This is a genomic window from Microbispora sp. KK1-11 (genome assembly GCF_006874435.1).
Taxonomy (GTDB): Bacteria; Actinomycetota; Actinomycetes; order Streptosporangiales; family Streptosporangiaceae; genus Microbispora; species Microbispora catharanthi.
The window spans coordinates 51,601-72,418 of the sequence record NZ_VIRJ01000040.1 but is presented as its reverse complement, the minus strand read 5'-3'; the positions used below and the strand labels follow the sequence as shown (position 1 = coordinate 72,418).

17 protein-coding genes and 1 pseudogene are annotated in these 20,818 nt (G+C 73.5%); 11 read left to right on the top strand and 7 right to left on the bottom strand.

Annotated features, from left to right (window positions below; translation table 11 throughout):
* Both FLW16_RS45680 and FLW16_RS38130 read right to left on the bottom strand, forming a co-directional pair.
* A pseudogene (locus tag FLW16_RS45680) lies at window positions 1–145 on the bottom strand (4-hydroxy-3-methylbut-2-en-1-yl diphosphate synthase); the annotation flags it as partial.
* A 4-nt stretch (window positions 146–149) separates the two neighbouring features.
* Window positions 150–1,943 (bottom strand): 1-deoxy-D-xylulose-5-phosphate synthase, encoded by a 1,794-nt coding sequence (locus tag FLW16_RS38130; RefSeq protein WP_142565873.1) that lies wholly within the window; start codon window positions 1,941–1,943, stop codon window positions 150–152.
* Window positions 1,944–2,138: 195 nt separating this feature from the next.
* Here FLW16_RS38130 and ispH point away from each other — a divergent pair, with 195 nt between their 5' ends.
* The 4 genes from ispH to FLW16_RS38110 all read left to right on the top strand — a co-directional run bounded on the left by ispH (window position 2,139) and on the right by FLW16_RS38110 (window position 6,657).
* Window positions 2,139–3,254 carry a 4-hydroxy-3-methylbut-2-enyl diphosphate reductase gene (ispH, locus tag FLW16_RS38125; RefSeq protein ID WP_142565871.1) on the top strand — a complete coding sequence of 372 codons (1,116 nt, stop codon included), beginning with the start codon at window positions 2,139–2,141 and terminating at the stop codon, window positions 3,252–3,254.
* Window positions 3,255–3,311: 57 nt separating this feature from the next.
* Complete coding sequence (locus tag FLW16_RS38120) at window positions 3,312–4,496, top strand: cytochrome P450 (RefSeq protein WP_260616050.1); 1,185 nt, start codon at window positions 3,312–3,314, stop codon at window positions 4,494–4,496.
* Window positions 4,497–4,596: 100 nt separating this feature from the next.
* The gene (locus FLW16_RS38115; protein WP_142565867.1) at window positions 4,597–5,925 is read left to right on the top strand and encodes an NtaA/DmoA family FMN-dependent monooxygenase; all 1,329 of its coding nucleotides are present in this window, start codon (window positions 4,597–4,599) and stop codon (window positions 5,923–5,925) included.
* Between the two features lie 48 nt (window positions 5,926–5,973).
* Window positions 5,974–6,657: a TetR/AcrR family transcriptional regulator gene (locus tag FLW16_RS38110; RefSeq protein ID WP_260616049.1), complete on the top strand. Its 684-nt coding sequence runs from the start codon at window positions 5,974–5,976 to the stop codon at window positions 6,655–6,657.
* On the opposite strand, the gene FLW16_RS38105 is transcribed toward FLW16_RS38110, so the two are convergent.
* Entirely contained in the window at window positions 6,605–7,759 is a 1,155-nt protein-coding gene (locus FLW16_RS38105) for a Gfo/Idh/MocA family protein (protein WP_142565866.1), read from the bottom strand. The genes FLW16_RS38110 and FLW16_RS38105 overlap by 53 nt on opposite strands.
* A gap of 131 nt (window positions 7,760–7,890) precedes the next feature.
* Between FLW16_RS38105 and FLW16_RS38100 the strand changes: the two genes are divergently transcribed.
* Genes FLW16_RS38100 through FLW16_RS38080 form a run of 5 tightly spaced genes read left to right on the top strand, consistent with a single transcriptional unit; the run spans window position 7,891 to window position 14,248 of the window.
* Entirely contained in the window at window positions 7,891–9,498 is a 1,608-nt protein-coding gene (locus FLW16_RS38100) for an ABC transporter substrate-binding protein (protein WP_142565864.1), read from the top strand.
* 16 nt (window positions 9,499–9,514) lie between these two features.
* Entirely contained in the window at window positions 9,515–10,462 is a 948-nt protein-coding gene (locus FLW16_RS38095; protein WP_142565862.1) for an ABC transporter permease, read from the top strand.
* On the top strand, window positions 10,459–11,331 hold the full coding sequence (locus tag FLW16_RS38090; protein ID WP_142565860.1) for an ABC transporter permease: 873 nt from the start codon (window positions 10,459–10,461) through the stop codon (window positions 11,329–11,331). Before FLW16_RS38095 ends, FLW16_RS38090 begins: the two co-directional genes overlap by 4 nt.
* Window positions 11,313–12,965 carry an ABC transporter ATP-binding protein gene (locus FLW16_RS38085; protein WP_142565859.1) on the top strand — a complete coding sequence of 551 codons (1,653 nt, stop codon included), beginning with the start codon at window positions 11,313–11,315 and terminating at the stop codon, window positions 12,963–12,965. Before FLW16_RS38090 ends, FLW16_RS38085 begins: the two co-directional genes overlap by 19 nt.
* Window positions 12,962–14,248: an LLM class flavin-dependent oxidoreductase gene (locus FLW16_RS38080; RefSeq protein WP_142565857.1), complete on the top strand. Its 1,287-nt coding sequence runs from the start codon at window positions 12,962–12,964 to the stop codon at window positions 14,246–14,248. The genes FLW16_RS38085 and FLW16_RS38080 overlap by 4 nt, the downstream gene beginning before the upstream one ends.
* Before the next feature lie 169 nt (window positions 14,249–14,417).
* On the opposite strand, the gene FLW16_RS38075 is transcribed toward FLW16_RS38080, so the two are convergent.
* Entirely contained in the window at window positions 14,418–15,245 is an 828-nt protein-coding gene (locus tag FLW16_RS38075) for an SAM-dependent methyltransferase (protein WP_142565855.1), read from the bottom strand.
* A 314-nt stretch (window positions 15,246–15,559) separates the two neighbouring features.
* Here FLW16_RS38075 and FLW16_RS38070 point away from each other — a divergent pair, with 314 nt between their 5' ends.
* Window positions 15,560–16,384 (top strand): helix-turn-helix transcriptional regulator, encoded by an 825-nt coding sequence (locus FLW16_RS38070; protein ID WP_260616045.1) that lies wholly within the window; start codon window positions 15,560–15,562, stop codon window positions 16,382–16,384.
* A 32-nt stretch (window positions 16,385–16,416) separates the two neighbouring features.
* Here FLW16_RS38070 and polX read toward each other — a convergent pair whose 3' ends face one another.
* From polX to FLW16_RS38055, 3 genes are read right to left on the bottom strand one after another with little or no spacing between them, the layout of a single operon-like run.
* Window positions 16,417–18,102: a DNA polymerase/3'-5' exonuclease PolX gene (gene polX, locus FLW16_RS38065; protein WP_142565851.1), complete on the bottom strand. Its 1,686-nt coding sequence runs from the start codon at window positions 18,100–18,102 to the stop codon at window positions 16,417–16,419.
* A 5-nt stretch (window positions 18,103–18,107) separates the two neighbouring features.
* On the bottom strand, window positions 18,108–19,028 hold the full coding sequence (locus FLW16_RS38060) for an alpha/beta hydrolase family protein (RefSeq protein ID WP_142565849.1): 921 nt from the start codon (window positions 19,026–19,028) through the stop codon (window positions 18,108–18,110).
* Window positions 19,029–19,050: 22 nt separating this feature from the next.
* On the bottom strand, window positions 19,051–19,599 hold the full coding sequence (locus tag FLW16_RS38055; protein ID WP_142565847.1) for a GNAT family N-acetyltransferase: 549 nt from the start codon (window positions 19,597–19,599) through the stop codon (window positions 19,051–19,053).
* 316 nt (window positions 19,600–19,915) lie between these two features.
* On the opposite strand from FLW16_RS38055, the gene FLW16_RS38050 reads away from it, so the two are divergent.
* Window positions 19,916–20,755, top strand: coding sequence for an SAM-dependent methyltransferase (locus tag FLW16_RS38050; protein WP_142565846.1), 840 nt, complete (start codon window positions 19,916–19,918; stop codon window positions 20,753–20,755).
* Window positions 20,756–20,818: the final 63 nt, after the last annotated feature.

Here is a 20,818-nt window from a genome sequence, read left to right as displayed (position 1 = left end):
CGGTCAGCGTGGTGGTCATGGACTGCACCGAGACCGGCGCGTCCCCGCCGACGGGGACCGAGCCGACCATGATCTGACGTGACACCCGCCGCTTGGCGATCGGCTGGGTCCGTACGGCGGGAATCCCCAGGGATACGGTGGCCATGCCCTCACATGCCCTTCGCCAGCGCCATCGCGGCCGCCTCGGCGTCCGGCATCCGGCCGAGGGCGTCCAGGACGGTGTCCACCAGCGCGCCGGGGCACAGCCCCGCCTCGGCCAGCACCTCCGGCCGTGACCCGTGTCCCAGGAACCGCGGCGGCACGCCGATCTCGCGCACCGGCACGTCGGCTCCGGCGTCCCGCAGCGCCTGGGCGAACGCCGATCCCGCGCCCGCCGCCCTGCTGTTGTCCTCGGCGGTCACCACCAGCCGGTGCCTCGTCGCCAGGTCCACCAGCGCCGGGTCGACCGGCTTGACCCAGCGCGGGTCGGCCACGGTCACCCCCAGCCCGGCCTCGGTCAGCCGCTCGGCCGCGCTTAGGCAGACCGGCGCCATCGCGCCGATCGACACGATCAGGACGTCCTCCCGATGGCCGCGCCGGAGCAGGTCGGCGCCGCCCACCCGGCCGAGGGCCGGCACGTCCGGGGGCGGCGCCCCCTTGGGGAACCGCACCACGGTCGGCCCGTCCGGCACCGCCAACGCCTCGCGCAGCTCGGCCCGCAGGGTGGCGCCGTCCCGCGGCGCGGCCACCCGCAGTCCCGGCACGACCTGGAGGATCGACAGGTCCCAGACCCCGTTGTGGCTCGGGCCGTCCTCTCCGGTCACCCCCGCCCGGTCGAGCACCAGCGTCATCGGGGCCCGGTGCAGCGCCGCGTCCAGCAGGACCTGGTCGAACGCCCGGTTGAGGAAGGTCGCGTAGACGGCCACCACCGGGTGGAGCCCTGCCATGCTCATGCCGACGGCCGAGGCGACCGCGTGCTGCTCGGCGATCCCCACGTCGAACGCACGCCCGGGATAGGCGGCGGCGAACCGGCCGAGGCCCACCGGCTCCATCATGGCCGCGCTGATCGCCACCACGTCGGGCCGGTCGGCGCCCACCCGCACCAACTCCTCGGCGAACAGCGACGTCCAGGAGGGGGAGCGCGGCTTCGGCCGTCCCGTCACCGGGTCGATCACACCGATGCCGTGGAAGTGGTCGGCCTCGTCGCGCTCGGCGGGCGGGTAGCCGGCCCCCTTGCGGGTCACGCAGTGGACGACCATCGGCTCGCCGGCCTCCCTGGCCTCCCGCAACGCCCGCTCCAAGGCGTCGAGATCGTGGCCGTCCACGGGGCCGGCGACGCGCAGGCCCAGGCGCTCGAACACCTCCGCCGCCCGTCGTCCCGCCCGCGCCGCGGCCAGGTGGCGGGCGAGGCCGCCCACGGTGGGCGCGTACGACCGGCCGTTGTCGTTGAGGACGATGACGAGACGGCGGCGTGAGGAGGCGACCGTGTTGAGCGCCTCCCATGACAGGCCGCCGGTCAGCGCCCCGTCGCCCACCACGGCCACCACCGTGCGGTCGTGGTCGCCCAGCAGCTCGTACGCCTTGGCGAGGCCGTCGGCGTAGCTCAGCGCGGTCGAGGCGTGCGAGTTCTCGATCACGTCGTGCGGCGACTCCTCCCGGGAGGGGTAGCCGGACAGCCCGCCGCGTCGGCGCAGCCGGTCGAACCCCGCGGCCCGGCCGGTGAGGATCTTGTGGACGTACGCCTGGTGGCCCGTGTCGAACAGGATCCGGTCACGGGGGGAGTCGAACACCCGGTGGACGGCCAGGGTCAGTTCGACGACTCCGAGGTTGGGACCGAGATGCCCGCCCGTCCTGGACACCCGGTCGACGAGCAGCGCACGGATCTCCGCGGCGAGGGTCCGCATCTGGTCCAGGGTCAGGCCGCGCAGGTCGCGGGGCTCCCGTATCAGCTCCAGAAGGGTCATGGCGTGTATGAAAGACGCTCGGCGCGAGGCCGGGCCAGATCGCCGTCCTGCCGCACGGGACGTCTCCTGCCTGCGAGACCCGCGCGGCCGGGGCGGGAGCCGGATCGTTGTCCTGTCCCACGGGACGCCTCCCTGGCCGCACGACGAATCGGTGCTTACCGTACGAACCGTCCCGACCAAGAAAGGTGCCTTCTCATGACGCCTGCCGACGTTCTCGTGGCCGACTCGTTCGCGTCCGCGGACCTGATCGCGGCCGAACTGCGCCGCGCCGGGCTGACGGTCGGCACGGCGCCCGGGACCCTTCCTGACGGCGTGCGGGCCGTCTCCTCCCACGCGCGGGCCGCCGTCGACGAGGTGCTCGGCCGCTGGCGGGCCGCGCGGCGCCCCCGGACGGTGGTGCTCGCCCAGCCGCAGTCGTTCTGTGCGGGCGTCGAGCGCGCCGTGCAGATCGTGGAGGCCGCGCTGGCCCGGCATCCGCATCCGGTGTACGTGCGCAAGCAGATCGTGCACAACACGCACGTCGTACGGGACCTGGCGGAGCGGGGCGCGGTGTTCGTCGACGACCTGGACGAGGTGCCGGAGGGCGCTCTCGTGGTCTTCTCGGCGCACGGGGTGTCGCCGGAGGTGCGTGCGCAGGCGCGGCGGCGCGGGCTGCGGGTGGTCGACGCGACCTGCCCGCTGGTGACCAAGGTGCACGCCGAGGTGCGCAGGTTCGCCGCCAGAGGGGACCGCATCGTCCTCATCGGGCACGCGGGCCACGAGGAGAGCGAGGGGACGCTGGGGGAGGCGCCCGGCCGGACGACGCTCGTGCAGACGGTGGACGACGTGGCCCGCCTCCCGGCGTACGAGGGGGAGACGGCCTACGTCATGCAGACGACCCTCGCGGTGGACGAGGCCGCCGAGGTCGTCACCGCGCTGCGGGAGCGGTTCCCCCGCATCAAGGGGCCGGGCAGCGACGACATCTGCTACGCGACGACCAACCGGCAGGAGGCGGTGCGCGCGGTCGCCGCCGAATCGGACCTGCTGTTCGTGGTCGGCTCGAGGAACTCCTCCAACTCGCTGCGGCTGGCGGAGCTGTCGGAGCGGGCGGGCACGCCGACCCGGTTCGTGGAGGACGTCGGCGACGTGCGGCTCGCCGACCTCGCCGAGGCGGTCAGGATCGGGCTGACGGCGGGCGCCTCCGCCCCGCCGGCGCTCGTGGACGGCATCGTCCGCAACCTGCGCGGCCTCGGCCCGGTCGAGGTGGTGGAGCGGCGGGTCGCGGTCGAGACGACGAAGTTCAACCTGCCCAAGGAACTGGCCGCGCGCTGATCCCCCGGTCCCCTCCACACGACCCGTCGCGGGTCCGCAGTAAGGATGGTGCCCCCAGTGACCCAGGACACGCTCGTTCCCCTGCTGGTGCGCAGGGAATGTTTCGGCCCGGACGCCCGGCTCGCCCGGCGGCGCAGCGAGGAGCCGGTGGCTCCGACCACGCTGCCGTGGGGGGAGACCGCCTGGCTGGTCACGCGCTACGACGAGGTGCGGGCCGTGATGGGCGACTCCGCCCGCTTCGCCAACAGCCACCCGCTCACGACCCGGGAGGACCGGTCCGGCTCGGTCTCCTCGGCCGGTTCGGGCCTGCTCGGCGCGTACGACCCGCCCGAGCACACCGTGCTGCGCCGCATGCTCAGCCCCGAGTTCACGGTCAAGCGGCTGCAGCGGCTCCGGCCGCGCATCGAGGAGATCGTCACGGACCACCTCGACGCGATGGAGCGGTCGGGCCCTCCGGCCGACCTCGTCGAGGCGTTCTCGCTGCCCATCCCGTCCCTGGTCATCTGCGAGCTGCTGGGAGTGCCGTACGAGGACCGGGCGGACTTCCAGCGGCGCAGCGCCCGGCGGCTCGACATGTCCCTCGGCGTGGAGGAGCGGATCGCGGCAGTCGAGGAGGCACGGGCCTACATGGCCGGCCTGGTGGAGCGGGAGCGGCGCGCGCCAGGGGAGGGGCTGATCGGCATGCTCGTGCGCGAGCACGGCGACAGCCTCACCGACCGGGAGCTGACCGGGGTGTCCGACCTGCTGCTGCTCGCCGGGCACGAGACCACCGCCAACATGCTCGCCCTCGGGGTGATGCTGCTCCTGCTCCGTCCGGACCAGGCCGCGCTCATGCGCGACGACGCCCACGTCGACGGCGGCGTGGAGGAACTGCTGCGCTACCTGTCCGTGGTGCACTCGGGCCTGCCCAGGATCGCCCAGGTGGACGTGGTCCTCGGCGGCCGGGAGATCAAGGCCGGGGACCTGGTGGTGTGCTCGCTGCCGACGGCCAACCGCGACGAGCGCCTGGGGCCCGGCATGGACGACTTCGACGTCACCAGGAAGGCGTTCGGGCACCTCGCCTTCGGGCACGGCATCCACCACTGTCTCGGCGCGCCGCTCGCCCGGATCGAGATGCGGATCGCCTACCCCGCGCTGCTGCGCCGCCTCCCCGGCCTGCGTCTGGCCGTGCCGTACGAGGACGTGCCGTTCCGGTCGTCCTCGGCCGTGTTCGGCGTGGACGCGCTGCCCGTGGCCTGGTGAGAAGGGGCCTGGTGAGAAGGGGCCTGGTGAGAAGGGGCCCGGTGAGAAGGCGCCCGGTGAAGTGGGGCCTGGCGAGCACGACCTCGTGAGAAAGGAAACGATGACCCGCGAACTGCACCTCAACGTCAACCTGCTCGGCGGGCTCGGGTCGCACCCGGGCGCCTGGCGCTGGCCGGCGGCGTCGCCGCTGTCGTTCGTCCAGGTGGACGATTACGTCGCCGCGGCCCGCGTAGCCGAGCGCGGCCTGCTGGACGCCGTCTTCCTCGCCGACTCCCCGGGAGTGGTGCAAGACCTCGCCGCCGGGCCGCCGTACAACGGCCTCGAACCGACGCTGATCCTCACCGCGATCGCCCGCGCCACCGAGCGCATCGGGCTGATCGGCACGGCGTCCACCAGCTACAACGAGCCCTACAACGTCGCGCGCCGGTTCCTCGCCCTCGACGTGATCAGCGGCGGCCGGGCGGCGTGGAACGCGGTGACGACCTACAACTCCAACTCCGCACGCAACTTCGGCGCCGGCGAGCCCACCCGCGAGGAGCGGTACGCCAGGGGCAACGAGTTCGTCGACGTCGTACGGGCGCTGTGGCGGAGCTGGGGTCCCGGCGCGGTGGTGGCCGACGTGGCCGAGGGCCGGTTCGCGGACCTGTCCCGCGTCGAGCCGATCGCCCACCGGGGCGAGCACTTCACCGTGCACGGCCCGCTGACGCTGCCGCCCTCCCCGCAGGGCCACCCCGTGATCTTCCAGGCGGGCGGCGCGGACGAGGGCAGGCACCTGGCTGCCCGGACCGCCGACGCCGTGTTCTCCGCTCCCGGCGACCTGGCGAACGCACGCGAGGCGTCCCGGGCGCTGCGGGAGCTCACCGCGGAGTACGGCCGCGACCCGGACGCGATCCGGATCCTTCCCGGGCTGCGGATCACACTGGGCGGCACCGAGCGCGAGGCGTACGAGCGGCGGGAGCGGCTCGACGCCCTCACCGACCTGTCGGGGCCGGTGTCCTACCTCGCGCTGACGCTGGGCGTCCCGCCGGACGCGCTCGAACTCGACCGGCCCGTGCCGCCCGAGCTGCTGGCGGGCCTTGCGCCGGACGCGCCGGACTCCGGCCGGGCCGAGGACGTGGCCCGGCGCCACGCCCGGACCGGTCTCACCGTCCGCCAGTTGCTGAGCCGAGGCGTCGGCACGGGAAACGTCGAGGTCGTCGGCACCCCCGATCAGGTGGCCGGCCTGATCCAGCGCTGGTTCGAGTCCGGGGCGGTGGACGGGTTCAACCTCATGCCCGACGTGCTGGCCGACGGGCTGCCCGCGTTCGTCGACCACGTCGTGCCGCTCCTTCAACGGCGTGGCCTGTTCCGCACGGAGTATCGCGGCACGACCCTGCGCGAGCACTACGGCCTGCCGGTTCCCGTCCCGGCGGGCGCGGAGGGCCGCTGATCCCCGGCCGGACCCGGGCGGGGTGCGACCGGGTGGTTTAATCGGGGGATGCTCCCCGGAACGGCGGGGGACCGCCCCCGGACCGATGTGCCGCCGCCCGGCTCCGGCGGCTCACGGACCGAGGCGCCGCCCGGCTCCGGGGGGACCCGGCGGATGCGGGCCGACGCCAGACGCAACCGGCAGGTGCTGCTCGACGCCGCCGTCGAGGCGTTCGCCGAGCACGGCGCGGACACGCCCCTGGACGGCATCGCCAAGCGCGCCGGGGTGGCGAACGCCACGCTCTACCGCCACTTCCCCACGCGTGAGGCGCTGCTGGAGGAGGTGCTGCGGGAGCGGATCGGCCAGTTGGTGGAGGGGGAGCGGACCCTGCTCTCCCGCGAGGGGCCGGCGGACGCCCTGGCCGTCTGGCTGCGGGAGTTCGTCGCGTACACCAAGACCTACCAGGGGCTGCCCGCGTCGGTGCTGGCCACGCTGCGCGGCGACCCGGGCTCCCCGTTGCACGGCTCGTGCGCCACGCTCCTCGGCGTCGCGGCCCGGCTGCTGGAGCGGGCCCAGCGCGCGGGGCAGATGCGGTGCGACGTCGACGCGGTCGACCTGCTGACCCAGGCGACCGGCATCGCCTGGGCGACGGAGCGCGGCCCCCGCGACGCGACCCGGTCCGACCGGTTGCTCACCGTGCTCATGGACGGCCTGCGGGCAACCTCAGACCGGACCGGGACGCCTCCTCGATGAGGCCGACGAGACGGTGGTAGCGCACCGCCGTCTCGAAACTCGGGTAGGCGTCGCGGCCCTCCGCGATCGCCCGCCCGACCTCGAGATACAGGGCCGCGACGTTGGCCGGCGGCCCGGCGGGCACGTCCGGGGGCGCCGCCCGCAGGCGGGACGGCACCGGGACCTCCTCCTCCGCGCCGCCATGGCGGGCTACGCGGACGACCCAGTCGGCGATCTGCATGGAGCTGCCGCGCTGGACCGGCGTCACGGTCATCGCCCCCTCGCTCCCGACGATCTTCATCAGGAAGCCGGCCGCGGCGGGTGGGGTGCCGCCCTGCACGGCGACCGATGCGACGACGCCGCCGCCGAGGCGCCCGTGCTGTCCGAGGTGCCCGTGCTGTCCGAGGTGCCCGTGCAGCACGACCTGGTTCACCATGCCCACGGGGATGACCTCGCCGGTCTCCTCCACCACCGCGGTGCCGCCCGCGCAGGCCGCGATCGCGGACAGCTCGGACGGCGCGCCGACGGCGGTCGTCAGCACGGACAGGATGTGGGCGGCCGAGACGCTGAGCAGGCTCACCCCGGCCGCGGGGTCGGTGGCCCAGATCGCGGACCGGGGGATCCGGCCGCCGCCGAGCCCGCCGGCGGCGGCGAAGACGACGCTGACGGCCCACACCTCGCCGACGCGGCCGCCGTCGAGCAGCTCGCGCACGTGCCGGGCGCCCGGGGAGTGCAGCCCCTGCAGCCCGGTCGCGTGGACCACCCCGGCACGCCTCGCGAGGGCGGCCAGCTCCGTCGCCTCGCCGAGGCCGGTGGCGAGCGGCCACTCGGACAGGACGTGCTTGCCCGCGCCGAGGGCGGCCCTGATCAGTTCGGCGTGGCCGGGCACCTTGACGGCGACCACCACCAGATCGACGTCCGGATGCGTGACGAGCTCCGCGGCCGTCAGGGCGTGCCGGGCGCCGTACACGCGGGCGGCCTCGCGGGCGCTCTCCGGGCGGGAGGTGGCCACGGCGGTCAGCGTGAACCCGGGGAGCCGGGCGAGGGCGGGCAGGTGGGCCGTGGCGGCCCAGCCGCGCGAGGGTGAGGCGCCCACGACGCCGACTTGGACGGGTCCGTTCATGCGCGTCCCTATCGGTTGATAAGCGGGGAGTGTCCCCGTTATCGTAACGGGAAAGCGGGGACACTCCCCGCTTTCTCGGGGCGTAAAAACCTAGTCAAGCAGTCGATTTAGCAGGGAATTGGAGCCGTCTGATGCCCCTGAAGGTGACGACCTGCGGCGCGGTCTGCGCCGTCCTCCTCGTCGCGGCCTGCGGGTCGGGCGCGTCCGGCGGGCATCCGGTGAAGGGCGGCGGGTCCGGAGGGCCGAAGACCGGCGGCCGGCTGACCGCGGCGCTGTCGGCCGCGCCCGACTGTCTCGACCCCCAGCAGGCGGGCAGCAGCAACACGATCACCGTGACCCGTCAGCTGGTCGACTCGCTGACCGACCAGGACACGGCCACCGGGAAGATCGTGCCCTGGCTCGCCGAGTCCTGGAAGGCCGAGTCCGGCGCCCGCCGCTACACCTTCACCCTCAAAGACGGCGTCACCTTCAGTGACGGCACCCCGCTGGACGCGCGGACGGTGAAGGACAACCTCGACCACCTGGTGAAGCTCGGCGCGCGGGCCGTGCAGGCGTCGACCTACCTGTCGGGCTACCGGCGCAGCGTCGTCGTCGACGCCAGAACCGTGCGGGTCGAGTTCGACCACCCCAACGCCCCGTTCCTGTACGGCACCTCCACCACGAGCCTCGGCATGGTCGCGGAGACGACGCTGGCGAGATCGGCGGCCGACCGGTGCGCGTCGGGGGTCGTCGGCTCCGGCCCGTTCGTGCTCGACCACTACACGCCCAACCAGGAGGTGGTGGAGCGGCGCAGGGACGGCTACGCCTGGGGCTCCGCCCTCGCCTCCAAAAAGGGCGCCGCCTACCTTGACCAGGTCGTGTTCCAGGTCGTCCCGGAGGAGAGCGTACGGGCCGGCCGGCTGCGCTCCGGGCAGGCCGACGTCGTCTCGCTGCTGCAGCCGCAGGGCGCCCAGCAGTTGCGCCAGGAGGGGTTCGCGCTGGAGACGCGCTCCCCGGCGGGCCTGGTCTACAGCCTCAACGTGAACGCCTCCCGGCCCCTGACGGCGGACCCCGCCGTGCGCCGGGCCATCCAGAAGGCCGTCGACCGGCGGCAGATCGTCACCACCCTGTACGGGTCGGTCTACCGGCCCGCGACGAGCATCCTCGCCAGCTCCACCCCGGGATACACCGACCTCGGCGCGGACCTCGCCGCCGACCCCGCCGGGGCCGGGCGTCTGCTCGACGGCGCCGGCTGGAAGGCGGGCCCGGACGGCGTGCGGTTCAAGAACGGCGAGCGGCTGAGCCTCGTCCTGCGCTGGTTCTCCACCTACGCGGCGACCCAGTCGGCCCTCGAACTGGTCCAGCAGCAGCTCAAGGCCGTCGGCGTCGACGTCGTGCTCAGGCAGACGCCGGTCTCCCAGGCTCTGCAGGCGTTCAAGGACGGCGACTACGACCTCATCCTCGGTGACGCGCCCAGCGCCGACCCCGACATCCTCCGGCGCTACTACACGGCCAAGGGCCTCAACGCCGTACGGCTGCCGGGCGGGCCGCTGCAGACCGCACTCGACGACCAAGCCGCAGAGAGCGACACCGGCAGGCGGGCCGCGCAGGTGGCCACGGCGCAGACCCTGCTCGTCCGCGACGCCTACGCCATCCCCCTGTTCGAGGGCAGCGTCGTCGTCGGCGTGGGCGCACGCGCCCACGGTGTGCGCTTCGACTCCGCCGCCCGCCTGCAGTTCCACGACGCGTGGGTCTCCTGACATGCACCACCGCGACATGGCGCGTTACCTCACGCGGCGGCTGGCGCAGGCGGTGCTGGTGCTGTGGGCGGCGTTCACGCTCTCCTTCGCCGTGCTCTACCTGCTGCCCGGCGACCCGATCGAGATCATGACGGGCGGCGGGGCGTCGGGCGACGCCGTGGACCCCGCGCAGATCGCCGCACTCCGGCACGAGTACGGCTTCGACCGCCCCCTGGCGGTCCAGTACCTCGAGCGGCTGGCGGCCGCGCTGCACGGCGACTTCGGCCGGTCGGTGACGAGCGGCACCCCGGTGCTCGGGCTGATTCGCACCGGCCTGCCCGCCACGCTCACGCTGACCGGTCTCGCCGTCGTGCTGGCCGTCCCGGCGGGCGCCGGGCTCGCCCTGCTCGCCACCTACACGCGGATGCCCCGGCTGCGACGGCTGCTGCTGTCGCTGCCGTCCCTCGGCGTCGCCCTGCCGTCGTTCTGGGTCGGGCTCGTGCTGCTGCAGGTCGTGTCGTTCCGGCTGCGGCTGCTGCCCTCCGCCGGCGACGCCGGCCCGGCCGTCCAGGTGCTGCCCGCCGTCACGCTCGCCGTGCCCGCCGCCGCCGCGCTCGCCCAGGTGCTCGCCCGCGGCCTCGACAGCGTCCTGCGCGACCCGTACGTGGAGACCGCGCACGCCAAGGGGGCCGGGCGGCTGCGCGTCCACCTGCGCCACGTCGCCCCGAACGCCCTGATCCCCACGCTGACGCTGCTCGGCCTGCTGATAGGGGAGCTGATGACCAACGCCGTGGTCGTGGAGACCGTCTTCTCCCGGGACGGCCTCGGCAGGATCACCGCGACCGCGGTCGGCGCCGAGGACATCCCCGTGGTGCAGGGCGTCGTGGTCGTGAGCGCCGTCGTCGTCGTGGTGGTCAACCTGCTCGTCGACCTCGCCTACCCGCTGCTCGACCCGCGCATCGTGCTCGGCCGGCGGGCCTCGTGACGGGCCTGGCGGCCGAGGCGCCGCTCGCCGCCACGCCGGGCAGGCGGGTGCTCGCCGCCGCCCGCCTGCTCCTGGCCCGCCCGGGGCTGCTCCTGTCGGTCGTGGTCGTCCTGCTCGCCCTGACGGCCGCGTTCCTTCCCGGCCTGTTCACCTCGCGCGACCCGCTCGCCGCGGCGCCCGCGCAGAGCCTGCTGCCGCCCGGTCCCGGGCATCCCTTCGGCACCGACCAGCTGGGCCGCGACCTGTTCACCCGGGTCGTGTACGGCGCGGGGTCGTCCCTGAAGGTAACCGTCGTCGCGGTGGCGGCCGGGGTCGTGCTGGGCGGCCCGCTCGGGCTGGTCGCGGGGCTCGCGGCGCGGTGGCTCGACGAGGTGATCACGCGTCTGGTCGAGGTGCTGCTCGCCGTGCCGTCGCTGCTGCTGTCCCTCACACTGGTGACCGCGCTCGGTTCCGGCCCCGTCAACGTCGCGCTCGCGGTCGGCCTCGCCAACGTGGCGGGATTCGCCCGCATCATGCGCGCGGAGGTGCTGCGGGTGCGCACGTCGGCCTACGTCGAGGCGGCCGAGGCGTTCGGCGCCCGCCGGCACTCGGTGCTCCTGCGCCACGTCCTGCCCAACGCGTACGGGCCCCTCCTGGCGGTGGCGACGCTCAGCACGGGCACGGCGGTGCTTTCGGTCGCGGCGCTCGGCTTCCTCGGGTATGGCGCGGCCCCGCCGGCGCCCGAGTGGGGCGCGCTCGTCGCCCAGGGCCGCGACTACCTGTCCGGCGCGTGGTGGCTCACGACGATGCCGGGCCTGACGGTCGCGGCCGTGACGCTCGCCGTCAACCGCATCGCCAGGGCCGAGGGCGAGTGGGCGGGGCCGCGGTGATCGCGCTGCTCGACGCCGCGGGCGTCCGGGTCTCGTACGGCGGCAGGCCCGCCCTGCGGGGGATCGACCTGACCGTGGGCCGCGGCGAGGTGGTCGCCGTGGTGGGGGAGTCGGGGTCGGGGAAGTCGACGTTCGCGCACGCCGTCGTCGGGCTGCTGCCGCCGGGCGGCCGGATCGACGGCGGCACGCTGCGGTTCGACGGGCAGGAGCTCACCACGCTCGGGCCGAGGGCCATACGCGCGCTGCGGGGGCGGGACATCGCGCTGGTGCCGCAGGACCCGATGGTGTCGCTGAACCCGGTGCAGCGGGTCGGCGCACAGGTCGCGGAGGTGCTCGTCGTGCACGGGCTGGCCGGCCGCGGCGCCGCCCGCCTCGCCGCCGTCGAGCTGCTGGCCCAGGCCGGCCTGCCGGATCCGGCCGTCCGCGCCCGGCAGTACCCCCACGAGCTGTCGGGCGGCATGCAGCAGCGCGTGCTCATCGCGATCGCGCTGGCCGCCCGGCCGAAGCTGCTGATCGCCGACGAGCCGACCAGTGCGCTCGACGTGACGGTGCAGCGGCAGATCCTCGACCACCTCGACACGCTGACCCGGGAGCTGGGCACCGCGGTGCTGCTGATCACCCACGATCTCGGCGTGGCCGCCGAACGCGCCTCCCGGGTCGTGGTGATGTCACAGGGGCGGGTCATGGAAACGGGCTCGGCACGCGCGATCCTGGAGTCGCCGCGGCACGAATACACCCGGGCGCTGGTCGCGGCGGCGCCCGGCCTGCGCCCCCGCCGCCTCGTCGCGCGAGAGCGGGAGCCGCGCACGCCCCCGCAGGACCTGCTCGTCGCCGAGGGGCTGGTCAAGGACTTCCCGCTGCCGGGCGCCTCGGCTGGTCCGCGCGTGGTCCGCGCCGTCGACCGGGTGAGCTTCACCGTCCCGGCCGGCCGTACGGTCGCCCTGGTGGGCGAGTCGGGATCCGGCAAGTCGACCACGGCCCGGCTGGTCACCCGCCTGGCCGAACCCACCGCGGGACGCGTGCTGTTCCAGGGCCGGGACCTCACCGCGCTCGGCCGCCGGGAGCTGCGGCCGTTCCGGCGCAGGATGGCGCTCGTCCACCAGAACCCGTACGCCTCGCTCGACCCGCGCTTCAGCGCCGCCGAGATCGTGGAGGAGCCGCTGCGGATCTTCGGCGTGGGCGGCCGGCGCGCCCGGCGGGAGCGGGCACGCGAGCTGCTGGCCAGGGTCGCGCTGCCGCCCGCCCTGCACGACCGCCGCCCGGCCCACCTGTCCGGCGGGCAGCGGCAGCGGGTGGCCATCGCCAGGGCGCTCGCGCTCGAACCGGCCCTGGTGGTGTGCGACGAGCCGGTCTCCGGCCTCGACGTGTCGGTGCAGGCCCAGGTGCTGGAGCTGCTGGCCGCCCTCCAGGCCGATCTGAACATGGCGTACCTGTTCATCTCGCACGACCTGGCCGTGGTCCGGCAGATCGCCGACCACGTGGTGGTCATGAAGGACGGCGGGGTGATCGAGGCGGGCGAGACCGGACGGCTGTTCGCCGAGCCGCGCCACGATTACACGCGGGATTTGCTGGCCGCGGTCCCGGGCCTGCGGGCGCGGCCCGCGGCCCCCGCCGAGGAAAGGACGCCGTCATGAGCGCCAGGGAGCTGCACCTCAACGTCAACCTGCTCGGCGGCCTCGGCGCCCACCCGGGCGCCTGGCGCCATCCGGGGGCCGATGCCCTCTCGTTCGCCGGCGTCGACCGGTACGTCGAGTTCGCCCGGATCGCCGAGCGCGGCCTGCTCGACGCGGTGTTCCTCGCCGACTCACCGGGGCTGGTGCAGGACGTGTCCGTGCAGCCGCCGTACAACGGGATCGAACCGCCGCTGATCCTCACCGCCATCGCCAGGGAGACCGAGCGCATCGGCCTCATCGGCACCGCCTCGACCACCTACAACGAGCCGTACAACGTCGCGCGCCGCTTCATGGCCCTCGACCTCATCAGCCACGGCAGGGCGGCCTGGAACGCCGTCACGACGTACAACTCGTCGTCGGCGCGCAACTTCGGCGGCGTCGAGCCGACCAGGGAACAGCGTTACCGCAGGGGCAACGAGTTCGTCGACGTGGTGCTCGCCCTGTGGCGCAGCTGGGACCCGGACGCCGTGGTGGACGACACCGCGGCCGGGCGCTTCGCCGACCCGGAGAAGGTGCGTCCGGTGAAGCACGAGGGCGAGATCTTCAGCGTGCACGGCGCACTCACGCTGCCGCCGTCCGAGCAGGGACACCCGGTGATCCTCCAGGCGGGCGGCGGGGAGGAGGGGCGCGAGCTGGCCGCGCGGGTGGCCGACGCCGTCTTCTGCGCGGACGTCGACCCGGAGAGCGCGAAGGCCGCCGCGGCCGACCTGCGCTCGCGCATGCCGAGGCACGGCCGCGACCCGGGCTCGGTCAGGATCCTGCCCGGTCTGGAGACCACGATCGCCGGGACCGAGCGCGAGGCGATCGAGCGGCGCGACCGGCTGAACGACCTCGCGGACAGGAAGGCCGTGCTGCAGGGGCTCGGCATGAAGCTGCGCGTGGACCCCGCCCTCCTCGAACTCGACCGGCCGGTGCCGGCCGGACTGCTGCCGCCGCCGCGGCCCGGCGCCCACCGTGCCGTCGCCCTCGCCCGTGGGGGTCTGACGGTGCGCGACATCCTCCGCCGCGTCGGACTCGGCCATCTGACCGTCGTCGGCACGCCGGAGCGGGTCGCCGACGTGATCCAGTCGTGGTTCGAGTCGGGCGCGGCGGACGGCTTCAACGTCATGCCGGACGTGCTGGCCGACGGGCTGCCCGCATTCGTCGACCACGTGGTGCCGATCCTCCGGCGGCGCGGCCTGTTCCGCACGGACTACCGCGGCACGACGCTGCGCGAGCACTACGGCCTGCCCGTCCCCCGCTGACGGCGGACCCGCGGCCCCGACACGTCCCTCTCGTCCTGGTGCGAGCGTCGTTGCCGTAGCGCGGCGTAGTCGCGGTGGCCATGGCGCGCTTCACGCGTCTCTCCGTGACGAGCCGAGGTGACGGTGGACCGGCGTAGGGGGGAATCGTCGGCCGGAGGGCGTGTCCGGGCTAGGGTTTGCGCGCGACGCCGCCGAAGCAGGCCACCTCGCGGGGCTCGCCCCACGGGTTGTCCTCCGCCCGCCATCGCGACACCGAGACGATGCCGGGGTCGAGCAGCTCCAGGCCGGTGAAGTAGCCCTCGATCTGCTCGGGGCTTCGCGGCGTGTAGGGGGTGGCGCCGCTGCCCGCGTTGTAGCGGCCGAGCGCCTCGACGTACGCCGGGTCGGTGTCGGAGCCGTCGTAGAGCGCGAGATAGCTGCCGGAGGGCAGGGCCGCCAGCAGCCGGCGCACGATCTCCCGCGCCTCGTCGTAGTCCGCCACCAGGCCGAGGATGCCCATCAGCATGAGCGCGGTCGGCCGCTCGAAGTCGAGCGTTCCGGCCGCCTCCCGCAGGATGCGGCCGGGGTCGCGTACGTCGGCCTCGATGTAGTCGGTGGCTCCCTCGGGGGTGCTGGTCAGCAGCGCCTGGGCGTGCACCAGCACCAGGGGGTCGTTGTCGACGTAGACGATCCGGGACGCCGGGGCCAGTCGCTGGGCGACCTCGTGGGTGTTGCCGACGGTGGGCAGGCCCGTGCCGATGTCGAGGAACTGGCGGATTCCCGCCTCGCCGGCGAGGTATCCGACGGTGCGCACGAGCATCTGCCGGGACTGGCGGGCGATGTCCACCATCCCGGGGAAGACGGCGCGGATCCGTTCCCCCGCCTCCCTGTCGACGGGGTAGTGGTCCTTGCCCCCCAGGAAGTAGTTCCAAACGCGGGCCGAGTGCGGCACGCTGCTGTCGATCCTGCGGACGCCGGGGTCGTCGACGGGAGGAGTGTCGCGAGGAGTGTTGCTCATGGGGGCCTCGGAGTGGTCGGAACGGAGAGACGACCGCACCCGCGTCAGTGATCTCCGCTCGTTGCTGGCGGATCGCGCGTCGCGCCCATCCTTTCCGATCAAGCTCCGGCACGCAACCGCATGGGCCGGGCTGAAAAGTGCGATTAGGGCCGCGTCCGCCCCGATACCATCCCGTCACCAAGGCGTCGGCGTACGGCCGGCACCGGCGAGACCCGTATCGGGGAGGACAGGGAATGATCTCGGCTCGGCCGGAGGACGCGACTTCTCCGGGCGGACGGCCCGTTCAGCCGCGGGGCGGGCCGACGGTGGTGCGCATGATGCTCGGCGCTCAGCTGCGCCGGCTCCGCGAGGCCAGGAACATCAGCCGCGAGCAGGCCGGGCACGCCATCCGCGCCTCGACGTCGAAGATCTGCCGGCTGGAGCTGGGCCGCACCCCCTTCAAACGGCGTGACGTGGCCGACCTGCTCACGCTGTACGGCGTCGTCGACAGCGGGGAGCGGGAGACGATGCTGGCGCTCGCCGAGCAGGCCGGTACGCCCGGCTGGTGGCACCAGTACAACGACCTGCTGCCCGGCTGGTTCGAGGTCTACGTCGGGCTTGAGGAGGCGGCGGCCACCATCCGCACCTACGAGGTCCAGTTCGTGCACAGCCTGTTGCAGGCCGAGGACTACGCACGCGCGGCGATCCGGCTGCGGCACGGCGGGGCGCCGGAGGCCGACCTCGACCGGCGCATCGGCCTGCGCATGCGGCGCCAGCGGCTCCTGGACCAGGCCGACGGGCCCCGGCTGTGGTCGGTGGTGGACGAGTCGGCGCTGCGCCGTCCCCTGGGCGGCCGGGCCGTGCAGCGCCGTCAGATCGAGCACCTGATCGAGGCCGCCGCGCGCCCGAACGTCACCCTGCAGATCCTGCCCTTCAGGGCCGGGGGCCACCCCGCCGTGGGCGGCCCCTTCACCATCCTGCGGTTCGCCGAGCCGGACCTGCCCGACGTCGTCTATCTCGAACAGCTCAGCAGCGCGTTGTACCTCGACAAGCAGGAGGACGTGGACGACTACACCGCCGTGATGAACGACCTCAGCGTGCAGGCCGAGTCGGCCCGCGACACCGTGACCATGTTGCGCGCGATCCTCCGGGATCTGTGAGGCGGTGATCTGCGAGGCGGGGAGCTGTGCGGTCAGCCCCTGCCCAGGTGGGCCAGCAGGCGGTCGAGGGGCCAGGTGTTCACCACGTCGTCCGGGGTGAGCCAGGCCCGCTGCGCGATGCCCACGCCGAACCGCTGGTGGGCCAGGTGCGGGACGGCGTGGGAGTCGCTGTCGATGGAGAACTTCACGCCGTGGTGGCGCGCGAGCCGCACCAGGTCGGAGGGCAGGTCGGCCCGGTCGGGATAGGAGTCGATCTCCATGATCGTCCCGGTCCTGGCGGCGGCGCGGAACACCGCGTCCCAGTCCGCGTCAACCGGCGGCCGCTTGCCGATCTTCCGGGTCGTGGGGTGGCCGATGACGTGGACGTGCGGGTTGTCGCATGCCGCGATGAAACGGCGGGTCATCTCCTCCCGTGACTGGGTGAAGTGCGAGTGCACCGACGCGACGCAGACGTCGAACCCGGCCAGCACCTCGGCCGGCCAGTCCACCGAGCCGTCCGGGGCGATGTTCAGCTCGCTGCCGTGCAGCAGCCGCATGTCCGGATATCTCGCCTGCAGCTCGGCGATGCGGGCGCGCTGGGCGAGGGCCTTGTCGAGGGTCATCCGCTGCATGACCAGGTCGGGCGCGTGATCGGTCACCGCGTAGTAGGAGTAACCGCGCATCGCGGCGGCGGCCACCATGTCCTCCAGTGAGGCGATGCCGTCGGTGAGGTCGGTGTGGGTGTGCAGGTCGCCCCGCAGGTCGTGCAGCTCGACCAGGCGCGGCAGCTCGCCCCGCAGCGCGGCCTCCACCTCGCCGCCGTCCTCGCGCAGCGCCGGGTGCACCCACTCCATGCCGAGCGCCTGGTAGATCTCCTCCTCGGTCTCCGACGCGATGAGGCGGTCGCCGTCGAACAGGCCGTACTCCGACAGCTTCCAGCCCTTCTTGACCGCCATCTCCCGGATGCGGACGTTGTGCTCCTTGCCGCCGGTGAAGTAGACCATGGCCGCGCCCCACGACTCGGCGGGGATGAGCCGCAGGTCGACCTGCAGGCCGCGGTCGGTCCTGACCGAGGTCTTCCGCTCGCCCTTCGCGACGATCTCGGTGACGTACGGCTGCCGCACGAACAGCTCCATCAGGCCGGGGTCGCCGACGGCGAGGATGTCGATGTCGCCGATCGTCTCGCTCATCCGGCGCAGCGACCCGGCGAAGGCGATCCGGTCGGCGGGCAGCGAGGCGATGACCCGCTCGGCGAGATCCGTCGCGACGCCGAGATGGACCCGGTCGCCCGACCGTTCCATGTGCTCGATGCCCTTGAGCAGGTTCTCCTCGGTCTTGGCGCCGAAGCCGCGCAGGCCCTTCAGACGGCCGTCCCGGATGGCGTCGGCCAGCGCGGCGGGAGAGTCGATGCCGAGCTCCTGGAACAGGAACAGCGCCTTCTTCGGGCCGAGCGAGGGGATCCGGGTCAGCCTGCGCACCCCCTCGGGCACCTTGCCCCGCAGGTCGTCGAGCTGGCGGAAGCTGCCGCGCTGGAGGAACTCCTCGACCTTCTTGGCGATCGCCTCGCCCACGCCCGGGATCGACCGCACATCGGTCTCCTCCAGGTCGCCGGGGAATCCCGCGATCGACTTGGCCGCCTTCTGGTAGCTGCGCACCCGGAAGGCGTCCCCGCCGTTCAGCGCGAAAAGCTCGGCGTACTCCTGCAGCGCCGCGGCTGCCTCGTCATTGGCCCGTCCCATGCGTCTCAGGGTAGGAGAAGCGGCAGCGCGCGTTCGAACGAACGGATCCAGTACGGCCAGGTGTGGGTGCCGTTTCCGTAGAAATCCGTCGTCACCTTCACCCCGGCCTTCTCCGCCGCCCTGGCGAAGTTCAGGTTCTGCCGCATGATCGCGGCCTCGGTGCGGTCGATCGCTCTGTCACCCTGGTCGAGCGGACCGGGCTCGCCGTCGCCCGCGGACGCGTAGAGGCGCACGCCCTTCAGCCGCCCGGCCAGGTCGGCGGGGTTGTGCGACGGCCAGGCGCTCGGGTCGCCCCACAGGTCCTCGGTGTCCACGCCGTTGTCCGCCATGAACGCCCGATATCCGGGGACGTCGGCGCGGGTGTCGAGCACCCCGGAGAACGACGCCGCGGCCTCGAACACACCCGGATGCCGGGCCGCGTAGACGATCGCGCCGAGCCCGCCCATGGAGAAACCGGCGATCGCGCGGCGCGTGCCGACGCCGTACCGCGGCTCGACCAGGCGCGGCACCTCGGTCAGGTGGAAGGTCTCCCAGGCGGGGCCGTCACGCCAGTCGGCGTACCAGCCCATCGAACCGCCCTCGGGGACGATGACGACGGCGTCGAGGCGGGTGGTCAACCGGGCCACCTCGCCCGTCCTGAGCCAGTCCCAGCCGCCGCCGGCGCAGCAGCCGTGCAACAGGTACAGCGCGCGCCAGCCGGTGGAGCCCGGCTTCCAGGCCGCGGGCTTCAGCACCCACACCGAGCGCCTCCCGCCCGTGGCCGGGGAGTCGATCACGAGCCTGTCCGTCCTCCCGTCCACGGCCTCCTGCGAGACGACCGTGGCCGTGGCCGGGGCACGGACGGGCGGCGGCGCCGCGGGCTCGGCGGTGCTCTGGCAGCCGGTCGCCATGACGACGAGGACGAGCCACGTCAGGATCCTCTTCACGAGGAGCTGGATGCCATACCGATCAACCGCCGTCAACCCCGGAAAAGGGCTTCGCGTAGACGAAAGGCCCGCGCGGCGGCGCGGCCGGTCGCTCGAACACCCGGACCTGGAAATACGTCCCCCACTTCGGCTCGGGGGCCGTCACGCCGTACGTCTCGGAGTGCTCGAAGCCGAAGCGGGAGTAGTACGCCGGGTCGCCGAGCAGCGCGACCAGCGGCTCGCCGAGCGCCTCGGCCGCGCCGAGCACGGCGTGCACGAGCGCCGAGCCGACGCCCCGCCGCTGGTGAGCGGGGTGCACGGCCAGCGGGCCGAGCCCCAGCACGGGAACGGCCCCCACGTGGGCCCTCGTGCAGACGACGTGACCCGCGATCCCGCCGCCCGGCGCCGGTGCGACGAGCGACAGCTCCGGCAGCCACCCGGGGTCGGCGCGCAGCTCGTCGAGCAACCTCACCTCGACCGGCGGTCCGTCCGGCCGGTCGGGGTTGCGGGCCGCCTCGTAGGGCGCGAAGGCGGTGGCGACGACCGCGCGGACGGCCTCGACGTCGCCGGGGTTCTCCCGTCGGATCAGCATCCGCCCAGCCTCCCGCCCACCCTCGGGACCCGGCAAGGGATTAACGGGCCGAGCCGACCGGGGAAGGCGGAAGCGAATTTGCGACTTTATGCGCGAATTGGTGCGAAATAGAGTTTGCAGGGGCGTGACCGGCCGCAAGCCGGACCGCCGCCGGCCAGCCGACTTGACCCGGATCCCGGTGGGCGAATACCGTTTCCCGAAAATTGCGTAAAATGCCGCGAAAGTTTCTGCGGCGGTTGGGCACAGCGATCGGGTGCCGCTGTGTCCCCCTGTCGATCGAGAGACAACGATCGACAGACAACAGTAAGGAGCACTGATGTCAGAGCCGACGGATCCCGAGCCGGTCGCCAGGCCCGTCCCGCGAATCAACACCGCGGTTCCGCACCCTGCCCGGATATACGACTACCTGCTGGGCGGCAAGGACAACTTCGCGGCCGACCGCAAGGCGGCCGAACAGCTCCTCAAGGTTTCGCCGGGCACCCGCGAGGGCGTTCGCGCCCACCGTGCCTTCCTTCGTCGGGCGGTGCGTCATCTCGCCGCCGAGGCGGGAATGACGCAGTTCCTCGACATCGGCACGGGCATTCCCACTCAGGGCAACACCCACGAGGTCGCTCAGCAGGCCAACCCCGAGGCCCGGGTGGCGTACGTGGACAACGACCCCATCGTCCTGGTGCACGGCCGTGCCCTGCTGACCGGCAGCGCCGCGGGGAAGACCTCGGTGATCGAGGCCGACATGCGGAAGCCGGAGACGATCCTGTCCCACCCGGAGGTCCGGGCCGTGATCGACTTCGACCGTCCGGTGGCCGTCATCATGGCGGGCGTCCTGCACTTCGTCACCGACGCGGAGGACCCGTACGGCCTGGTCGAGAGCTTCAAAGCGGCCGTGCCCCCGGGCAGCCACCTGCTGCTGTCGCACATCACGCTCGACTTCGCCCCTCAGGTGCGCGAGGAGGACTTCACCAAGCCCTACGACAACAGCACCGCGCCCATGGTGCCCCGCACCCTCGACCAGGTGCTGCGGTTCTTCGAGGGCTGGCAGGTGATCGATCCGGGCGTGGTCGAGGTGGTGCGCTGGCGGCCTGACGAGCACAAGGACCAGGAGCGGATTCCCGGAGGTCACGCCTGGGCCTACGGCGCCCTCGCGGCGAAGCCCTGACCAAGGAGCTGCGCGAGAAGGAAACGTACGGTTCCACGCATGGCCTCCGGTGCGGCGTGCGCA

Excerpts from the sequence above, each read along its gene's own strand:
- FLW16_RS38105 (WP_142565866.1), bottom strand. The coding sequence starts at position 7,759 with ATGAACGGACCCGTCCAAGTCGGCGTCGTGGGCGCCTCACCCTCGCGC.
- FLW16_RS38095 (WP_142565862.1), top strand. The coding sequence starts at position 9,515 with ATGGCGCGTTACCTCACGCGGCGGCTGGCGCAGGCGGTGCTGGTGCTG.
- FLW16_RS38075 (WP_142565855.1), bottom strand. The coding sequence starts at position 15,245 with ATGAGCAACACTCCTCGCGACACTCCTCCCGTCGACGACCCCGGCGTC.
- FLW16_RS38070 (WP_260616045.1), top strand. The coding sequence starts at position 15,560 with ATGATGCTCGGCGCTCAGCTGCGCCGGCTCCGCGAGGCCAGGAACATC.
- polX (WP_142565851.1), bottom strand. The coding sequence starts at position 18,102 with ATGGGACGGGCCAATGACGAGGCAGCCGCGGCGCTGCAGGAGTACGCC.
- FLW16_RS38100 (WP_142565864.1), top strand. The coding sequence starts at position 7,891 with ATGCCCCTGAAGGTGACGACCTGCGGCGCGGTCTGCGCCGTCCTCCTC.
- FLW16_RS38115 (WP_142565867.1), top strand. The coding sequence starts at position 4,597 with ATGACCCGCGAACTGCACCTCAACGTCAACCTGCTCGGCGGGCTCGGG.
- FLW16_RS38080 (WP_142565857.1), top strand. The coding sequence starts at position 12,962 with ATGAGCGCCAGGGAGCTGCACCTCAACGTCAACCTGCTCGGCGGCCTC.
- ispH (WP_142565871.1), top strand. The coding sequence starts at position 2,139 with ATGACGCCTGCCGACGTTCTCGTGGCCGACTCGTTCGCGTCCGCGGAC.
- FLW16_RS38050 (WP_142565846.1), top strand. The coding sequence starts at position 19,916 with ATGTCAGAGCCGACGGATCCCGAGCCGGTCGCCAGGCCCGTCCCGCGA.
- FLW16_RS38110 (WP_260616049.1), top strand. The coding sequence starts at position 5,974 with ATGCTCCCCGGAACGGCGGGGGACCGCCCCCGGACCGATGTGCCGCCG.
- FLW16_RS38055 (WP_142565847.1), bottom strand. The coding sequence starts at position 19,599 with ATGCTGATCCGACGGGAGAACCCCGGCGACGTCGAGGCCGTCCGCGCG.
- FLW16_RS38130 (WP_142565873.1), bottom strand. The coding sequence starts at position 1,943 with ATGACCCTTCTGGAGCTGATACGGGAGCCCCGCGACCTGCGCGGCCTG.